Raw genomic sequence first — 16,939 nt, forward strand, 5'->3', positions numbered from 1 at the left:
ACCTTCCATTTTTTGAAATACCGCTCCTTGAACGCCCCCCCACCTGCGCCCGCCATGCCTCTTCCTTTTCTAAGCTTTCGTTTCATCGGGGAGAAGTTGATGGTTTGCCCTTTCTCTCAGCCACGCCGCCACCGCTTCGATGTCATCGGAAAACACGCGGTCTACCACAATGGAAGGAACGATGCGGCGCGCCTCGTGGTAAAACTGCCTCGTTGACGCAGCCAGTCGCTCGATGCCGCGCGCTTCGACAGCCTGCAACGCACAAATGAGCTCAATCGCCAACACCTTTCTTGCGTTTTGCACGATCATGTACGCATGGCGGGCGGCGGTCGTCCCCATGCTGACATGATCTTCTTGGTTAGCCGACGACGGAATCGAATCGACGCTGGCTGGATGAGCGAGCGTCTTGTTTTCCGATACGAGCGAAGCCGCGACGTATTGCATAATCATCGCTCCCGACTGCAAACCGGGCTGCGGGCTTAAAAACGGCGGCAAGCCTTCGTTCAAATGCGGATTCACGAGCCGCTCGATGCGGCGCTCGCTCATGTTGGCCAGCTCCGCCACCGCGATTTTCAACAGATCCATGGCGATCGCCACCGGCTGGCCGTGAAAGTTGCCGCCGGAAAGAACATCCCCGTTCGCAAAGATGAGCGGATTGTCGGTGGCGGCGTTCATTTCGATTTCGAGCGTTTCTTTCACATAGCGGAGCGCTCTGAGCGATGCCCCGTGCACTTGCGGGATGCAGCGGATCGAGTACGCATCTTGCACGCGCCGCTCCCCTTGCCTTGTGGTAAGCTGGCTTCCAGCGAGGTAACGGCGCATTCGTTCCGCCACCTCCGCCTGTTCCGGAAATCCGCGGGCTTCGTGGATGCGGGCGTCAAAAGCATCGGTCACGCCATAAAGCGCCTCGACCGTCAATGCGGCGATCCGCTCGCTGTCGTAAGCGAGCTGTTCCGCCGCTAAGCAAGCCAAAATTCCGACGGCCGTCATCGCCTGCGTCCCGTTAATGAGAGCCAACCCTTCCTTCTCTTTCAGGGAGAGCGGTGGGATTCCGGCTTGCGAAAGCGCTTGGGCGGCAGGCATCCGCCGGCCTTGATACATCACTTCCCCTTCGCCGACAAGCGCCAGCGCCAAGTGAGCCAGCGGCGCCAAATCGCCGCTCGCGCCGAGGGAACCTTGCTGGGGCACGATCGGATGAATGCCGGCGTTCAAAAACGTAAGCAGCTGCTCAATGACCGCCGGCCGCACGCCGGAATACCCTTTTAACAAAGCATTCGCCCGCAACAGAAGCAGCGCCCGCACCACTTCCTCGGCAAACGGCTCGCCGACAGCACAGGCGTGTGAGCGGAGAAGATTGATTTGCAGCTGCTCAAGGCTGCTTCCTTCAATGCGCACATCAGCGAGTTTGCCAAAGCCCGTATTCACGCCATAGATCGTCCGTCCACTGGAAATCGCTTGTTCCACTGCCGCGCGGCCTTTCTCGACAGCCCTCATGCTTTCCTCAGCGGCCGCCACCATCTCCCGCTCATAGACAACACGTCTTACCTCATCGATCGTCAAAGTGTGTCCGGTCAATACGATCATCATTCCATCTCCCTTCGTTTGTTTTCCCAATCGAACGCCTGGGCAAACAAAAAAGGAGGCGCCCTGCCATATGGCAGCGTTCGCCTCCTCATGACTCATCGCTCTAGGCATTGATCGTTCCTATATATGATTGATTCCGAGCCCGGCCGCCTCGTGCTCGAGCCCGCGCACCGGAGCGCCGATCGTCCCGTACAAGGCGACGGCGATCCATTCCCCTTCGCTCGGTTGTTCATACGGCATACCGCGCACGACGGCGAAACGAAGGCCAGCGGTTCTCAACAAATCTCCCAGCTCTACCTGCCCTCTCGTTACGCCATGCACTGCCTCTAAAATCGCATGGTATAAGGCGTGCATCTCACGGTACAAGCCGCCGTCAACCACTCCATGCCGTTTCGCCGCCGTCTCAATCGCCGCGACGATTTTTTGCGGCTCCATCGCCCCGACCCGCCCTTGACAATAGCGCCAGGCGAGCGCCTGGAGCTGGTTGAGAACCGGGGCTTCCTCTCCTTCGTCAAGCATCGCCAGCAGCAATGCCAGCCGGCCGATGCGCGCCGATTTTTCTTTTCCCATGCTCGATACTCCCATTTGCTCTTTTTTTCTATTGTATGACGGCGAGAAAAACGGAGTCAATCGTTTTTTTCCATATTTTAACACACTAACTTGTTATCGGAATAAAGGCCTATGGCCAGAAGGTATGGCAAGTGAGGTTGTTTTCCAAACCCCGGCGCTTGATGGATGTTTCCCGACAGATCACACATGAAGGAAAACAGCGAATGGCTGAAAACCACAATAAGACTCGATTTACATTTTATTGAATATATGATATCATAAAAATATAAAATTGATATGAATTAGGGGGACAATCAATGAGGGAACAGAAAGCTTGGTATCTCGATGGATTCATCGGTATCGGCGGCATCGCTATGCTTCTCATCGCTGGGTTTCTCCTCCTCGTCCAGCAATTGTTTTTGCCCGCCCTTTTGTTTTTCGTCATGACTGTGTTGCTCGCGACCGGCATCACGATCGTCCAGCCTAATCAAGCAAAAGTGCTCACCTTTTTCGGCCGCTATTTCGGTACGATCCGCGACAGCGGGCTGTTTTTCACCGTGCCGCTCACGGTCCGGACGAAAGTATCGCTGCGCGTACGCAATTTTACCAGCAACAAACTGAAAGTGAACGATATCCAAGGCAATCCGATTGAAATTGCCGCCGTTGTCGTTTTCCGCGTCATTGATTCAGCCAAGGCTGTATTTGATGTTGATGATTATGAACAATTCGTCGAGATTCAAAGTGAAGCTGCGATCCGCCATGTCGCGACCAAATATCCATACGACACATTTGAAGACGACAACGAAATTACGTTGCGCGGCAACGCCGATATTATTTCCGATGTTCTCGCCGCTGAACTGCAGGAACGATTGCGCGTCGCCGGAGTCGAAGTGATGGAAGCGCGCCTCACCCATTTGGCCTACTCGCCGGAAATCGCGAGCGCCATGTTGCAACGCCAACAAGCCGCCGCCATTTTGGCAGCGCGGAAAAAGATCGTCGAAGGAGCGGTTTCCATGGCGCAAATGGCGATTGAACAACTTGACAAAGAAAACATTTTAGAGTTAGATGATGAACGAAAGGCCGCGATGGTGAACAACTTGATGGTCGCGATCGTCTCCGAGCGCGCCACCCAGCCGGTGATCAACACCGGCAGTCTATACTGATGGTTGTGGAGTGCGATGACAAAGAAAAAACAGTTCCCTTTGCGCATTGATTATGACCTGTACACCATACTAGAGCAATGGGCGCACGACGAATTCCGCAGCGTCAACGCCCAGATCGAGTTTTTGCTGAGGGAGGCAGCGAAGCGGGCCGGGCGGCTCGGGAAAGGAAAAACGGATCAAAGACAAAGAAGCTAGCCGCTAACGGCTGGCTTCTTTCGTTTTTCAGTCATGGGCATTTGTTACAGAAATATAATGATAGCAGAGCTCTTTTTAAAAAGGGGGACGACCCGATGCCGCACCCGCTGCCGCCGCTTACGGCCATTACGAAATCTTATTTATCGTCCCGCCGCGCTTGCAACAGCTTAGCCGCCTTTGGCGCCATGCGGAAGGAGGATGAGCATGGAGAGCTACTATGCTGTGCTCGAAGCGATCGCCGGCGCACCAGGCGATGGCGTGGTAGCCATCATCATTGACGTTGAAGGCTCGGCCTATCAAAAAGAAGGGACGTGCATGTGGATTGACGCAAATGGGGAAACGGTCGGGCTGCTGAGCGGCGGATGCCTTGAAGAAGCGGTGGCGGCCCACGCCCGTGACGTATTGGTGAGCCGCCAGGCAGCCGCTGTTTCGTTTGATTTGCGGACCGAGGACGATTTGTCTTGGGGGCAGGGCGCTGGCTGCAACGGACTCGTCCGTGTTTGGCTTGAGCCGGTGACGGAGGACACAAAATCGGTCTGGCTGGCGCTCAAACGCTGCCTTGAACACGGCGAGCATGTTCTGATGGCCCGCAGCCTCTCCAACCGAAACGAACCGCCGTTTTTTCAAAGCGAAACCGGAGAGCGCTTCGGCGGCTATGCTTCGCCGCCGAGGCCGGAATGGCTCAACGCGCTGCATGGCACCCCGTTTTTCCGCGGCCGAAATGGGGTGCAGGAAACGGATGACGGCGCGTTTTACATCCAACATTTTTGGCCGAAGCCGCGCCTCGTTATTTTCGGCGCCGGGCCGGACGTCCCGCCGCTCGTCTCGGCAGCCAAAGCGGCGGGATTTTCCGTTACCGTAAGCGATTGGCGGCCGGCGTTTTGTCACCCGTCTCATGTGCCGGACGCCGACGCCTTAGTCATTGGCTTTCCGCATGAAACCGTTCCGCGGCTTCACCTGAATGAACGCGACTTTGTCATCATCATGACCCATCAGTTTGAACGCGACCGCGAACTCGTTTCCTTGTTAGCCGACATGCCACTCGCTTATCTCGGTGTGCTCGGTCCGCAGCGGCGCACGGACCGCCTCTTTCCCTCCGGCTCGGCTCCGCCGTTTGTCCGTTCACCGGTTGGACTGCCAATCGGCGCGCGCAGCCCGCAGGAAATCGCCATTAGCATTACGGCCGAGCTGATCAGCGTGTTGCGCGGGCGGGGAACGGAGGCCGCCCTATGAGCGGAGTTGCGATCGCTGCCATTTATTTAGCGGCTGGGCAGAGCCGGCGGATGGGAACCGATAAGCGCGCCCTGCCGTGGGGAGATGAGACGCTCGGCGCCGCCGGCCTTAAAGCGGCGCTTCGTTCCCGCCTTGCGCCTGTCATCGTCGTCGTTCCTCCGGACGATGCGCTCGCGTGGCTTCCGGCCGAGCTTCGGGATCATGAAAACTGCCGCTTCGCCCGCTGCGCTGACCATTGCCGCGGGCAGGCGCATTCGCTTGCCTGCGGCCTGCAAGTGGCGATCGCAGAAGGGGCGGACGCCGCTGCTGTGTTGCTCGCCGATCAGCCGTTTGTCACGTCTGAAACGATCGAGGTGCTTGCCGACCTTTATCGCCGACACCGTCCTGATTACGTCGCCTTCACCCGCTTCGGCACGCCGATGCCGCCGGTTATTTTTGGAAAACGAATGTTCCCTTCCCTGCTCACTCTAAAGGGCGATGCCGGCGGGCGCGCGCTGTTTGGTCATTCCTGCTGGCGCGGCCTCTTGTATGAAGGCGACGAAATAGCAGGCATCGATATCGACACGAAAGACGATTACGAGCACGCTGTCACTCATCAAAAAGAAAAGGAGGGACGCCACCGTGGCCGTCGGTAAAAGCATCATTCGCAAAGAAGCGTGGGATAAAGTGACCGGCCGGGCGAAATATACGAACGATTTCAAAGAACAGAGGATGCTTCATGCTGCTCTGGTGACAAGCCCATACGCCCACGCACGCATCCTCTCGCTGGATGCACGCCGCGCGCTCGCCGCCCCCGGCGTCCATGCTGTTGTGACCGGTGAAGGGCTTCCGCTCACCGGTGAAGATATGCGCGATCGTCCACCGATCGCCGTCGACAAAGTGCGCTACTTTGGCGAGGTCGTCGCCGTCGTCGTCGCCGACACGCTTGCGCAGGCCGAACAAGCAGCCCGCCTCGTCCGCGTCGCTTACGAACCGCTTCCGGCCGTCGGCTCGCCGCGCGAGGCGTTGAAAGAAGGCGCTCCGCTATTGCATGAACATCTCGACCGCTACGAAAAAAACAAAACGACTCATCCTGAACCAGGAACCAACATCGCCCACCGGACGAAAATCCGAAAAGGCAACATTGAACAAGGGTTTGCTGAAAGCGACGTCATCGTCGAAACGAGCGTATCGTTCGCCCCTTCCGACCATATCGCGATGGAAACACGCTGCGCCACGGCAGAAATTTGGCCGGACGGTGCAATCCATATTTCCGCCTCTTCCCAGTCACCGTTTATGATCAAGAAACTGCTCCATGCGTATTTTGGCGAAGAAACCGGCAAAGTCATCGTCCATACGCCGCTTGTCGGCGGCGCTTATGGCGGAAAAGCCCCCGTGCAGCTGGAACTGCTCGCCTACCTTGCTTCGAAAGCGGTCGGCGGCCGAAAAGTGAGCGTCTGGAACAGCCGCGAGCATGACATGGCCACCTCTCCCGTCCATATCGGATTAGAGGCGACTGTCAAAATCGGCGCCACGAAAGACGGCGTCTTGAAAGCGATGGAAATCATATTTCTGTTTGACGGCGGCGCTTATTCCGACAAAGCGATCGATGTCAGCCGCGCCGCGGCCGTCGATTGCACCGGCCCGTACCATGTCGAACACGTCTGGTGCGATTCGCTTTGCGTCTACACGAACCGCCCGTACGCGACGCCGTTTCGCAGCTTTGGGCATTGCGAGCAAGCGTTTGCCGTTGAGCGAGCCATCGATGAGCTAGCACGGAAGCTGCAGCTCGATCCATGGGAAGTGCGGCGCAAAAATGCCATCCGCCCAGGACAAACAACCCCGACGCAAGTGCGGCTCACGAAAAGCAACGTCGGCAACATATCAGCCTGCCTCGACCGGTTGCGCGAGCTGATGCGCTGGGACGAATGGCAGCGCGTCGAAGTGGACGCTTATACGGTAAGAGCAAAAGGAATCAGTGGCGGCTGGAAAACGTCCACGATCGACACAGACGCCAGCTCCGGCGTCATCTTAACATTTAACTCCGACGGCAGCGTCAACGTCATCTCCGGCGTCGTCGAAATCGGAACGGGCACGAAAACGGTGCTCGCACAAATCGTCGCTGAACGGCTGAAGATGGATGTCGATCGTGTCCATGTCAAAATGGATATCGATACGCAAACGACGCCCGAACATTGGAAAACGGTCGCCAGCCGCGGGACGTTTATGGCCGGACGTGCGGCTCTCGCCGCCGCCGATGACGCCATCCGCCAGTTGAAAGAGATCGCCGCCTGCGTGCTGCGGGCCGCGCCGGATGATTTGGAAGTCGGGTTCGAGCGCGTCTTTTTGCGCGATGACCCGGCGATATTCATTCCAGTGAAAGACATCGCCTACGGCTACAAATTCCCAAACGGCAATGCCATCGGTGGACAAGTGATCGGGCGCGGCCACTACATTTTGCGCCACTTGACCCCGCTTGACCCGGAGACCGGCGCCGGCAAACCGGGGCCGGAATGGGGCGTATGCGCCGAGGGAGTGGAAATTGAATTCAACCGCCGCGACTACACGTATCGCATCGTCAAAGCGTATGCGGTCATTGACGCCGGCAAAGTGCTCAACCCAAAGGCAGCGCTTGGCCAGGCCATGGGGGCAATGAGCATGGGGCTGAGTTTTGCCAGCCGAGAAGGGTTTCTTTTTGACCACGAACAGCGCTTGTTAAACCCGCAGTTGCGCACATACCGGCCGATTCGCTTCGGCGAACATCCAGAATACATCGTTGAGTTTGTCGAAACGCCGCAAATTGACGCCCCATATGGCGCTCGCGGCATCGGCGAACATGGCCTGATCGGCATGCCCGCCGCCTTGGCAAACGCCTTGTCGCTCGCTGCCGGCGTTCCGCTCAATGAACTGCCGCTCGTGCCAGAACTGATTTGGCGGAAACAGAAAGGGGACTCCTATGGTTCCGTTTGATTTTGCCTACTACCGGCCGCAGTCGATTGCCGAAGCGACAGCGCTATTCTTGGCGCTTGAACGTGACAGAAAACGACCGCTTTACTACAGCGGCGGCACGGAGATCCTCACGTTGTCTCGGTTGAACCTTGTCCGCACCGCTGCCGTCATTGACATAAAAGCGATCCCTGAGTGCCGGGCGCTTGAGGCGAGCGCCGATCCTCTCGTGCTTGGAGCGGCGCTGTCGCTCACCGAGCTCGAGGAGGCGAATCCGTTCCCGTTATTGACAAAAGCGGCCCGAGAAGTCGCCGACCGAACGGCGCGCAACCAAATTACACTCGGCGGCAACATTTGTGGACAAATTTTTTACCGTGAAACCGCACTGCCCCTATTCGTCGCCGAGGCAGATGTCATCGTTGCCGGACCATACGGCATCAGGCAATGCCGCTTCCTTGACTTGTTTCATCAACAGCTGCAGCTGGGCCGCGGTGAATTTGTCGTCCAGTTCAAGGTTGACCGTGCCACCGCCACCCTGCCCCATTTCCATCGCAAGCGCCGCAAACAAGGAGAAGTCGGCTACCCGCTTGTGACGATTGCAGCGCTGAAAAAAGACGAGGCCGTTCGCGTCGCTTTCAGCGGTGTCTGCCCGTTTCCGTTTCGCCTGGCTGAAGTTGAGGCGCACCTCAACGACCGGAGCCGCCCGATTGGCGAACGGATCCAAGCGGCGATCGCCGCCTTCCCGCGCCCGATTTTGCATGATATTGAAGGATCGGCGGACTACCGCCTGTTTGTCGCCGCCCAACTTTTGGAAGATGCGCTTCGCGAGTTAGGGGAAACCATCTAGACGGGAGGTCCACATATACACATGGAAGAAACAACAAAGCGGGAGCTTGTGTTGCACATTAACGGGGAGCAACGAACCGTCGTCATCCGCCAAGCCGAGACGCTGCTGTTTGTTTTGCGCGATCATCTTGGGCTGACCGGCGCCAAACCGGGTTGTCTAAACGGTGACTGCGGAGCCTGCACCGTCTTAGTCGATGGCATGCCGATCAAGTCATGCATGATGCTCGCGATGGAAACGGTCGGCAAACCGATCACGACGATCGAAGGGCTGGATGATGCCCCCATACAACACGCTTTCGTCCGCCATTTCGCTTTTCAGTGCGGCTATTGCACACCGGGCTTCATCATGAACGCTCAGGCGCTCATCGAGCGGCATCCGGATGCCGATGACGCGATGATTCAAGAATGGCTCGAATCGAACATTTGCCGCTGCACAAGCTATCAAGAAATTGAAGCAGCAATCAAAGAAGTGCTTGAAGCTAAAAAACAAGCATGACGCGTTAGCCTCATTTTCGACAGAAATCTCCACCTCGAGCAATAGGCAAAGCAAGCGATCCTAGGAAGAAGTGAGAGAAGTTGGCCAAGACAGCTCAGATTTCGCTCCTCCGTAGGAGCGTTTATCATCGCGGCGCAACCCATTGGCAAGTGGAAATGCTGTTTACCGCCTACATTTTTACGATGGCCGTCATGATGATTCCGGTTGGCCTCGTCGTCAGCCGCGTCGGCGATAAACAAATGATGGTGATCGGACTTGGCCTTGTCACGATTTTCTCATTATTGTGCGGCTTTGCGGCGAATATCCCGCAATTATCCCTCTTCCGCGCCGGGTGGGGGCTTGGCAATGCCACGTTTTTTGCGACCGCCATGACCTTGTTAATCGCCTTAACACCGCAGGCGAGCACGGCTGTCGGCTTGTATGAGGCGGCGATCGGCCTCGGGATGGCCGGCGGCCCGCTCATCGGGGGGCTGCTTGGCCAACATTCATGGCACTACCCGTTTCTCGGCACGAGCGTGCTCATTTTTATCGCCTTTTTGCTTGTCGCCTTGTTTGTGTACGATCCGAATAAAGGAAAACCAAAAAAGGCGGCCGGGTGGCAAGAAATGCGGCGTCTGCTCGCCTTTCCGCCGTTTTTGAAAGGGGCGGTGGGCGGCATGCTTTACTATTACGGCTTTTTCGTTGTCCTAGCCTATTCGCCGCTCATCATTCGCTTATCCGCCATTCAAATCGGCCTCGTCTTCTTCGGCTGGGGGCTTTGCCTCGCCTACGGTTCGGCGGTGCTGGCTCATCGGCTGGAGGAAAGCCATGAACCGAAACATCTATTGCCGTACAGCTTATTGCTGTTTGCGGTGTTGCTGCTGCTGTTGGCCGTCGCTCAGCCAACTTGGTTGATGATCGTCTTGATCATTTTGTCAGGTCTTGTATCCGGCGTAAACAACGCCTTGTTCACAAGCTACGTGATGGAAACATCGCCGTATGAACGCGGCGTCACTTCCGGCATGTACAACTTCGTCCGCTGGCTCGGAGCGGCCATCGCCCCCGTGCTGTCCGGCGTCATCGGCCATGCCATTTCCGCGAAAGCGCCGTTTATGGTGGCCATGGCGCTGGCGCTCATCGCCTTCCTGTTCCTTGCCTGGCGCAAGCGGGAGACTTCGGCAACCAAAACGGCATAACCGTGAAAAGCAGGCGACAACGGCCGTTTCGCGTCTATATAAAACTCGGAAAACGCCCGTCTCCGTCTGGAACGGGCGTTGTTCACAACTCGCTTTCCAGCCACGATCATTTTGAGCATGCTGCGGTGGCGTTGTCTGCTCCGCACGCAATGGCGAGACATTGCCCTTTTTCACGAAACTTCTTCCATCCTCCTACTTATGGCGCCGCCTTTTCAGCTATGAACCGTCCGCTTCTCGCTGATGAGGACGCCGCGTTTTTTCATCTCGTCCATATACACATCCCCCGGAACGATTTGCTCCGGCGGATAGACGCCGCGCTTTGTAATCACCCCGCGGCCGATGAGCTGAGCGACAGCGGAAATGGTGTAAGCCGTCGTGCGCGCCATCGCCGTCACCTTGTTTTCGCGGTCATTGAACGTGACGGTTTCGTATTCAAGCACTGTTTCCTTTCCGTCTTTCCGACCGCCGACGATGACTCGGAGCAACACCACATCATCTTTTCCTTTCAAATCAAGAAGCGGCTTTAGGACGGAAAGCAGCACGTCGCGCGGCTTGACTTTGCATCCATTGACCTCGACTTCTACATCGTTGCGCGTCAAGTTCAAATCGACAAGCAGCTTGCATTTTTCTGCATGGCCGCGGTAGCGGATCGTTTTGTACTCGAGCCGCTTCAAGTTCGGAAACGAACGCGAGAGCGTCGACGTCCCGCCTGAGGTGTGAAACGCTTCAAGCGGCCCGAACCGGTCGAAATAAATCGGCTCGACTTCCGAAAGGGACGGCACTTCCTGCTTTTGGCCGTTGCGGATAATCAAGGCTGGATCCGTGTAATGGTCAAGCAGCCCCTCGAGTGAAAACACATGGTTGTACTCCAGCGGCGGTTCAGGACGGACGGGAATGCCGCCAACATACAACAAGATGGATTCCACCTCATCGAGTTGACTCGCCCCATAACCGGATAAAATGTTGATCATTCCCGGTGCGACGCCAAGGTCAGGGATGATGGTCACACCAGCAGCTTGGGCTTGTTCATGCAGCTCAAGCACCCGGTCGGTGATATGGCCGATATGGCCGCCTAAATCGACAGAATGGACGCCAGCTGCAATGGCCGTTTTCGCCACCGTTTCGTTAAATTGGTAAAACAAGGCATTGACCACCACATCGTGCCCTTTCATGCAAGCCGACAGCTGCTGTTGATCGCCAGCGTCCACCCGCACGGCGGCAAGCTTCTCGGAATGAAGCTGCCGCACCGTCTGCTCTGCCTTAGCTAAATCAACATCAGCCAACGTCACCGCCTCAACGTCTGGGCTTTGCACTAAATCGCGCGCTGCTTCTTTGCCCATCAACCCCGCTCCAAGCACAAGCACTTTCATCGTTCTTTCCCCCTCCGTCACCGATTCTTTGCCATACGCTCACATGGCAGCCGCTTGTTTCGCATCCTTGTTGCGGCCGTTGCTTCAGTTCGCCACACGTGTTTGGTGTTGATTTTTTCTTCTCTTTCCCCGACCATCTTGCAAGCGACATCCCGGTTCAATCTCCAGTATCGATTTGCGCCCGCTGCAGCCTGCCGCTGAAATCGACATAAATGCTCCGCCATTCGGTGAATACGTCAAGCGCAGCGACGCCGGAGTCGCGATGGCCGTTGCCCGTCCCTTTCGTGCCGCCAAACGGCAAATGAATTTCCGCTCCCGTTGTGCCGGCGTTGACATACACAATGCCGGTGTCCAAATCGCGCATCGCTCGAAACACGTTATTAACATCGCGTGTGAAAATCGCGCTTGACAGCCCATAATCGACGCTGTTGTTGACGGCGATCGCTTCGTCCAAACTGCGGACGGAAATGATCGACACGACCGGGCCAAAAATTTCTTCGCGGGCGATGCGCATATTCGGCGTGACATCGGTGAAAATCGTCGGTGCGTAGTAAAAGCCGTGCGCATAGTCGCCTTCACGCAATATATAACCGCCCACAAGCAGCTTCGCTCCTTCTTCTACGCCAATACGCACGTAGCGGTCAATTTTTTGCAGCGCCTCTTCGTGGATGACGGGTCCGACTTTGACCGTTTCATCGAGCCCGTTGCCAATTCTCAATGTTTTCACGGCTTCAAGCAGACGCCGTTCAAGCTCCTGTTTCACCCGCTCATGGACAATGACCCGGCTGCACGCCGTGCACCGCTGGCCTGATGTACCGAATGCACTCCAGATGATGCCGTCCACCGCCAATGTCAAATCAGCATCATCCATCACAATGACAGCGTTTTTTCCTCCCATTTCAAGCGAAACTTTTTTCAACAGCCGTCCACATTTTTCCGCAATCATCCGCCCGACTTCATTCGATCCGGTAAACGAGATGACCTTGACATCCGGATGTTCGACGAGCGCATTGCCAGCTGTCGGCCCGTCGCCATGGACAACATGAAACACTCCCGGCGGCAAGCCCGCTTCTTCAAAAATGCGAGCCAACTCCTGCGCCATGATCGGCGTCTCGGGAGCCGGCTTCCACACGACCGCATTGCCGGCAACAATCGCCGGGAATGATTTCCAAGTGGCGATGGCAATAGGGAAATTCCATGGTGTGATGATGCCGACCACTCCAACCGGCACGCGGACGCTCATGGCAAATTTGTCCTTCAGTTCAGACGGCGTCGTATCACCAAACAGTCGGCGGCCTTCCCCAGCCATGTAAAACGCCATATCAATGCCTTCCTGCACTTCGCCGCGCGCTTCCTCAATCACTTTGCCCATTTCCATCGTCAACAGCCGAGCCAACTGTTCTTTCCGCTCCTTTAGCAACATCCCGACTCTATATAAAACTTCCGCGCGTTTTGGCGCCGGCACGAGCGCCCACCGTTTTTGCGCTTCTTTGGCTGCCTGAACCGCTTCATCGATATCGTTTGGACCAGACATCGCCACCTCGGCAATCGTTTCCCCTGTCGCCGGATTGATCACCGGCGCAAATTGCCCGGTGCTTGGCTCCTTCCATTCTCCATTGATATAATTTTGGATTTTCACTGTATACTCCCCCCATTTTTTCTAGATGATTTATTAAGATAATTTATACATTGAACGCCGGGTGATGATCGTCAGGACTTCCTCTTGGCCCGCAAGTCTTGGATCGTTGCCGCCACCGAAATGTGGTCCGGATCGGTCAACACTTCAATCACCGTCGGCTTCTTGGCTTCAAACGCCAACAGAAGCGCTTCCGTGAACTGTTGTTCCGTCTGCACTTGGAATCCGCGGCTGTTCAAGCATTCTGCCAACCGGGCAAACGACACGCGGCCTAAATCGGTGCCGATGACCCGCCCCGGAAACTGCAGTTCTTGATGCATGCGGATGGTGCCGTACATATGATTGTTAAACACAATGCTGATGATCGGAATATCGTATCGTGCGGCTGTTTCCAACTCCTGCACCGTCATCATAAAACCGCCGTCCCCGGATAAAGAAACGACAGTCCGGTCAGGAAAGGCCAGTTTGGCGCCAATGGCAGCCGGCATGCCATATCCCATCGCTCCAGACGTCGGACCGATGTACGTGTGTCCATCCCCAAACGGGAAAAAGGCATGAAGCCAACCGGCGAAATTCCCGGCATCGTTCGTAATGACCGCATTTTTCGGCAAATGACGCCCTAAACTCGCCATGACCGCTTCATGAAGATTTCGTTTTTCAAGCGGCAACGCGGCCGTTTGTTCGTACCGTTTCCTCCGTTCAGCCACCCATTCTTGCCAAGACGGCCGCACCGCGAGATCGAGCAAACGGGACAGCGCTTCCCGACAATCAGCCCAAACCGCGATATCCGGTGCATACACTTTTCCGAACCCATCGCTGTCGATATCGATATGAATCAGCGTCTGCGTTGGAGATAGCAAACGGTAATCTTGCGTCGTCACTTCCGACAGCCGCGTCCCCAACGCAATCACCACATCGGCCTGCTCGGCCGTTTCCATGACCTCTTTCGGCGCCCCTAGGCCTAGGTGGCCGACATAGCACGGATGGTTGTGGGGAAACACATCATGCCTCCGGAACGCCGCCATCACCGGAAGTGAATACTTTTCCGCCCACAAGCGCAGCAACGGCTCCGCCCCCGACCATTTGACACCGCCGCCGGCAATCACGAGCGGCCGTTGGGCGCGCTCAAGGCGCTCTTGGATGTTCCGTATATCTTCTTGCCTTGGAGCCGGTTTCGGTGCATGGGTCTCGGCCAGCACCGCTTCCGTTATCGTTTTGGAAAATAGATCTTCTGGCAGTGAAACGACGACGGGGCCGGGCCGTCCTGTTTTCGCCATGCGAAACGCCCGTTGCACCAGCTCGGGCACCCGCTCGGCTTCGTGAATTTCAACCGCCCATTTTGCGATCGGTCGAAAAAACGCTTCCATATCGACTTCCTGAAATCCTTCACGCCCTAGGAAGCGGCTGTTCACTTGCCCCAAAAACACGACCATCGGAGTGGAATCTTGCCTCGCGGTATGGACGCCGATCGCCAAGTTCGCCCCACCAACCGCTCGTGTGGCCAGCACGACGCCGCACTTCCGTGACGCTTTCGCATATCCTTCCGCCATAAACGAGGCTCCCCCCTCATGGCGGGTGGAGATGAATTCGATGGACGGCTCATCGTAGATGGCATCAAGCAACGGCAAATAACTTTCCCCCGGCACACCAAACACATGACGGATCTGTTCCTGTTTTAGACATTCAACGATGGCTTGAGCCACCCTGATGTGATGTATCGTTCGCTTCATGGCGCCGATTCCCCCCAATCCACGTGCTTCCATCGTTCAACGGCTTGCTGCAGACGCTCCATCGGCGCTGACAGCGATACGCGGACATACCCTTCCCCGGCGGATCCAAACGCTGTTCCTGGTGTTACAATGACCCCCGCTTCTTCCAGCAGTTTGGCGGCAAACTGCTCGGACGAGTATCCGTCGCAAACGGGAACCCACAAGAAAAAGGTCGCTTTCGGACGCTGCACGTCGATGCCCAATTCTCGGAGTTTCTCGACCATCATATTCATGCGTTGTTCATAAATGCGGCTATTTTCTCGAATAAACGTCCGTCCGTTCGTCAAAGCAGCCACCGCTGCTTTCTGAATCGGAATAAACTGACATGTGTCTGTGTTGCTTTTGATCACCGAAAGCGCTCGAATCATGTCACGATTTCCGACCACATATCCGATGCGGCAACCGGCCATGTTATAGCTTTTGGACAACGATCCAAATTCCACCGCCACTTCCTTTGCCCCGTCCACCTGCAAAATGCTCGGTGCCTGAAAACCGGCAAACGTCACGAACGAGTAGGCCGCATCATGAGCAATGAACATCTGGTGCTGACGGGCAAGTGAAACGGCTTCGGCAAATACATCCAAATCAGCAGTGGCGGCCGTCGGATTGCTCGGATAATTGAGAAACATGATTTTCGCTTGGTCATAAACAGACGAAGGAAGCGCATCAAACCGGGGAATATAACCATGTTGCGCATCGAGCGGAAGCGATAGACTCTGTCCACGGGCAAAATGGACAGCCGTCCGGTAAACGGGATAGCCCGGATCAGGCACTAAGGCGAGCTCGCCGGGATTGAGAACGGCTTGCAGCAAATGGACGATTCCTTCTTTTGAGCCGATTAACGCCAACACCTCGGTCTCCGGATCGAGCTTGACGCCATATTCCCGTTCATAAAAACGCGCGACCGCTTCCCGGTACTCCCTGCAGCCGCCATATGGCGAATACGTATAGTGCTCCGGTACATCAAGCGCTTCTTTCAATGTTTCGATGACAAAGGAAGGAGGCGGCAAATCGGGGGCGCCGATCCCTAAATCAATGACATCGACCCCGAGCTTTAGCAGTTCTTCTTTTTTCTTCTGAAATCGGGAGAACAAATATGGCGGCATCGTCTGCACAATATCGGAAAATGTGTTCAATCCCATCCCTCCTCATGGGCCTTCGTTTCAGTTTATGCGCGCGCCCATCGCCCTCATGCCCGTTTCACTTTCAAGAGGCTGCCTACAATACAAACAGATTTCCCAAAATAAAGACATCATCAAAATCCTTTTTCTCGGAAATCGGTTGATGCTGGGGAAATGATTATGTTTTTTCACTAGAAGGTCAGTGATTTTGCAGGAGATGCAGCCCGACCACGGAATGTATCAAATTGAGCAATCTTTCAAAATCTGCTTTTCTCTCTTACGAGAAACATCGAGTTGACGGAACCCATCGTTTTTTGCCAACCTTCTAGTGCTAGAAAGACGCGATCAACCTTCTGAAAACCGCCCCTTTCGCCATAAAAAGAAGCGGCCGGCATCATCCACGGTTCGATGACGCAACTGGCCGCTGTCTATGGAAGCAAAACGCCGGCGAAGGCGCCGCAATAGACTGCGCAGTTTTCCCCGCATGATCATTCTATGACTAGAAATTTGTACCTTATGCCATTATCATAATCGATTTGAAATGATTTGTAAATATATTTTTTGAAAATTATATATTTTATATGTATTATGAACCTAAGACTGACCCAAAAGGTTGTTTTTCCTGAAGCAAAACACCACCTGTCATTTCTTCATGATTGTTTTATGCCTACATACGGTAATAACATAAGGAAATCCTGATCCTTTTGGAACAACCTCTCCTAATTTACGTTAATGAGGAGACGCACCGATTTGCAGGACAAACAAGGGGGCGACGAACGTTCGCCCCCTTCCACTGCTTCGATCAGCACCCGAGCGTTTTCCAGCTCATGCTTTTTCTGTTGATCGAACTTCCATATCCTTATTTACCTATTTCGAG

At 55.5% G+C, this 16,939-nt stretch carries 14 protein-coding genes; 8 read left to right on the forward strand and 6 right to left on the reverse strand.

Translation table 11 applies throughout. The annotated features are described in order from the left end of the window. Window positions 1–69 precede the first annotated feature (69 nt). Both hutH and hutP read right to left on the reverse strand, forming a co-directional pair. Window positions 70–1,584: a histidine ammonia-lyase gene (gene hutH / locus N685_RS0103135; protein ID WP_031405783.1), complete on the reverse strand. Its 1,515-nt coding sequence runs from the start codon at window positions 1,582–1,584 to the stop codon at window positions 70–72. A gap of 120 nt (window positions 1,585–1,704) precedes the next feature. Continuing rightward, entirely contained in the window at window positions 1,705–2,154 is a 450-nt protein-coding gene (hutP, locus tag N685_RS0103140) for a hut operon transcriptional regulator HutP (RefSeq protein ID WP_031405785.1), read from the reverse strand. A 296-nt stretch (window positions 2,155–2,450) separates the two neighbouring features. Here hutP and N685_RS0103145 point away from each other — a divergent pair, with 296 nt between their 5' ends. The 8 genes from N685_RS0103145 (at window position 2,451) to N685_RS0103180 (ending at window position 10,166) form a co-directional block, all read left to right on the forward strand. Beyond that, the gene (locus tag N685_RS0103145) at window positions 2,451–3,296 is read left to right on the forward strand and encodes an SPFH domain-containing protein (RefSeq protein WP_031405787.1); all 846 of its coding nucleotides are present in this window, start codon (window positions 2,451–2,453) and stop codon (window positions 3,294–3,296) included. 15 nt (window positions 3,297–3,311) lie between these two features. Then, a complete protein-coding gene (locus tag N685_RS0103150; protein WP_031405789.1) occupies window positions 3,312–3,491 on the forward strand; it encodes a hypothetical protein in 180 nt (59 codons plus the stop codon). Window positions 3,492–3,695: 204 nt separating this feature from the next. Next, the gene (locus tag N685_RS0103155; protein ID WP_031405791.1) at window positions 3,696–4,724 is read left to right on the forward strand and encodes an XdhC family protein; all 1,029 of its coding nucleotides are present in this window, start codon (window positions 3,696–3,698) and stop codon (window positions 4,722–4,724) included. Next, entirely contained in the window at window positions 4,721–5,359 is a 639-nt protein-coding gene (pucB, locus tag N685_RS0103160; RefSeq protein ID WP_031405792.1) for a xanthine dehydrogenase accessory protein PucB, read from the forward strand. Before N685_RS0103155 ends, pucB begins: the two co-directional genes overlap by 4 nt. After that, window positions 5,346–7,673 (forward strand): xanthine dehydrogenase family protein molybdopterin-binding subunit, encoded by a 2,328-nt coding sequence (locus tag N685_RS0103165; protein WP_031405794.1) that lies wholly within the window; start codon window positions 5,346–5,348, stop codon window positions 7,671–7,673. The genes pucB and N685_RS0103165 overlap by 14 nt, the downstream gene beginning before the upstream one ends. Next, window positions 7,660–8,496, forward strand: coding sequence for an FAD binding domain-containing protein (locus tag N685_RS0103170; protein WP_031405796.1), 837 nt, complete (start codon window positions 7,660–7,662; stop codon window positions 8,494–8,496). The genes N685_RS0103165 and N685_RS0103170 overlap by 14 nt, the downstream gene beginning before the upstream one ends. A gap of 21 nt (window positions 8,497–8,517) precedes the next feature. Next, window positions 8,518–8,991, forward strand: coding sequence for a (2Fe-2S)-binding protein (locus N685_RS0103175; protein WP_031405798.1), 474 nt, complete (start codon window positions 8,518–8,520; stop codon window positions 8,989–8,991). 80 nt (window positions 8,992–9,071) lie between these two features. After that, window positions 9,072–10,166, forward strand: a complete 1,095-nt coding sequence (locus N685_RS0103180) for an MFS transporter (RefSeq protein ID WP_237746867.1) — start codon at window positions 9,072–9,074, stop codon at window positions 10,164–10,166. 212 nt (window positions 10,167–10,378) lie between these two features. Here N685_RS0103180 and N685_RS0103185 read toward each other — a convergent pair whose 3' ends face one another. The 4 genes from N685_RS0103185 to N685_RS0103200 form a co-directional block, all read right to left on the reverse strand. Further along, a complete protein-coding gene (locus N685_RS0103185; protein ID WP_031405801.1) occupies window positions 10,379–11,536 on the reverse strand; it encodes a saccharopine dehydrogenase family protein in 1,158 nt (385 codons plus the stop codon). 157 nt (window positions 11,537–11,693) lie between these two features. Then, window positions 11,694–13,175, reverse strand: coding sequence for an aldehyde dehydrogenase family protein (locus tag N685_RS0103190; protein WP_031405803.1), 1,482 nt, complete (start codon window positions 13,173–13,175; stop codon window positions 11,694–11,696). Between the two features lie 71 nt (window positions 13,176–13,246). Beyond that, a complete protein-coding gene (locus N685_RS0103195) occupies window positions 13,247–14,902 on the reverse strand; it encodes a thiamine pyrophosphate-binding protein (protein WP_031405806.1) in 1,656 nt (551 codons plus the stop codon). Then, window positions 14,899–16,077 carry an aminotransferase class I/II-fold pyridoxal phosphate-dependent enzyme gene (locus N685_RS0103200; RefSeq protein ID WP_156961372.1) on the reverse strand — a complete coding sequence of 393 codons (1,179 nt, stop codon included), beginning with the start codon at window positions 16,075–16,077 and terminating at the stop codon, window positions 14,899–14,901. Before N685_RS0103200 ends, N685_RS0103195 begins: the two co-directional genes overlap by 4 nt. Window positions 16,078–16,939: the final 862 nt, after the last annotated feature.

This window comes from Geobacillus vulcani PSS1 (assembly GCF_000733845.1).
In the GTDB taxonomy this organism is placed as follows: Bacteria; Bacillota; Bacilli; order Bacillales; family Anoxybacillaceae; genus Geobacillus; species Geobacillus vulcani.

Bases quoted from the DNA above. Each gene is read 5' to 3' on its own strand.
- N685_RS0103185 (WP_031405801.1), bottom strand. From the start codon at position 11,536: ATGAAAGTGCTTGTGCTTGGAGCGGGGTTGATGGGCAAAGAAGCAGCG.
- hutP (WP_031405785.1), bottom strand. From the start codon at position 2,154: ATGGGAAAAGAAAAATCGGCGCGCATCGGCCGGCTGGCATTGCTGCTG.
- N685_RS0103175 (WP_031405798.1), top strand. From the start codon at position 8,518: ATGGAAGAAACAACAAAGCGGGAGCTTGTGTTGCACATTAACGGGGAG.
- N685_RS0103195 (WP_031405806.1), bottom strand. From the start codon at position 14,902: ATGAAGCGAACGATACATCACATCAGGGTGGCTCAAGCCATCGTTGAA.
- N685_RS0103170 (WP_031405796.1), top strand. From the start codon at position 7,660: ATGGTTCCGTTTGATTTTGCCTACTACCGGCCGCAGTCGATTGCCGAA.
- N685_RS0103145 (WP_031405787.1), top strand. From the start codon at position 2,451: ATGAGGGAACAGAAAGCTTGGTATCTCGATGGATTCATCGGTATCGGC.
- pucB (WP_031405792.1), top strand. From the start codon at position 4,721: ATGAGCGGAGTTGCGATCGCTGCCATTTATTTAGCGGCTGGGCAGAGC.
- N685_RS0103150 (WP_031405789.1), top strand. From the start codon at position 3,312: ATGACAAAGAAAAAACAGTTCCCTTTGCGCATTGATTATGACCTGTAC.
- hutH (WP_031405783.1), bottom strand. From the start codon at position 1,584: ATGATCGTATTGACCGGACACACTTTGACGATCGATGAGGTAAGACGT.
- N685_RS0103155 (WP_031405791.1), top strand. From the start codon at position 3,696: ATGGAGAGCTACTATGCTGTGCTCGAAGCGATCGCCGGCGCACCAGGC.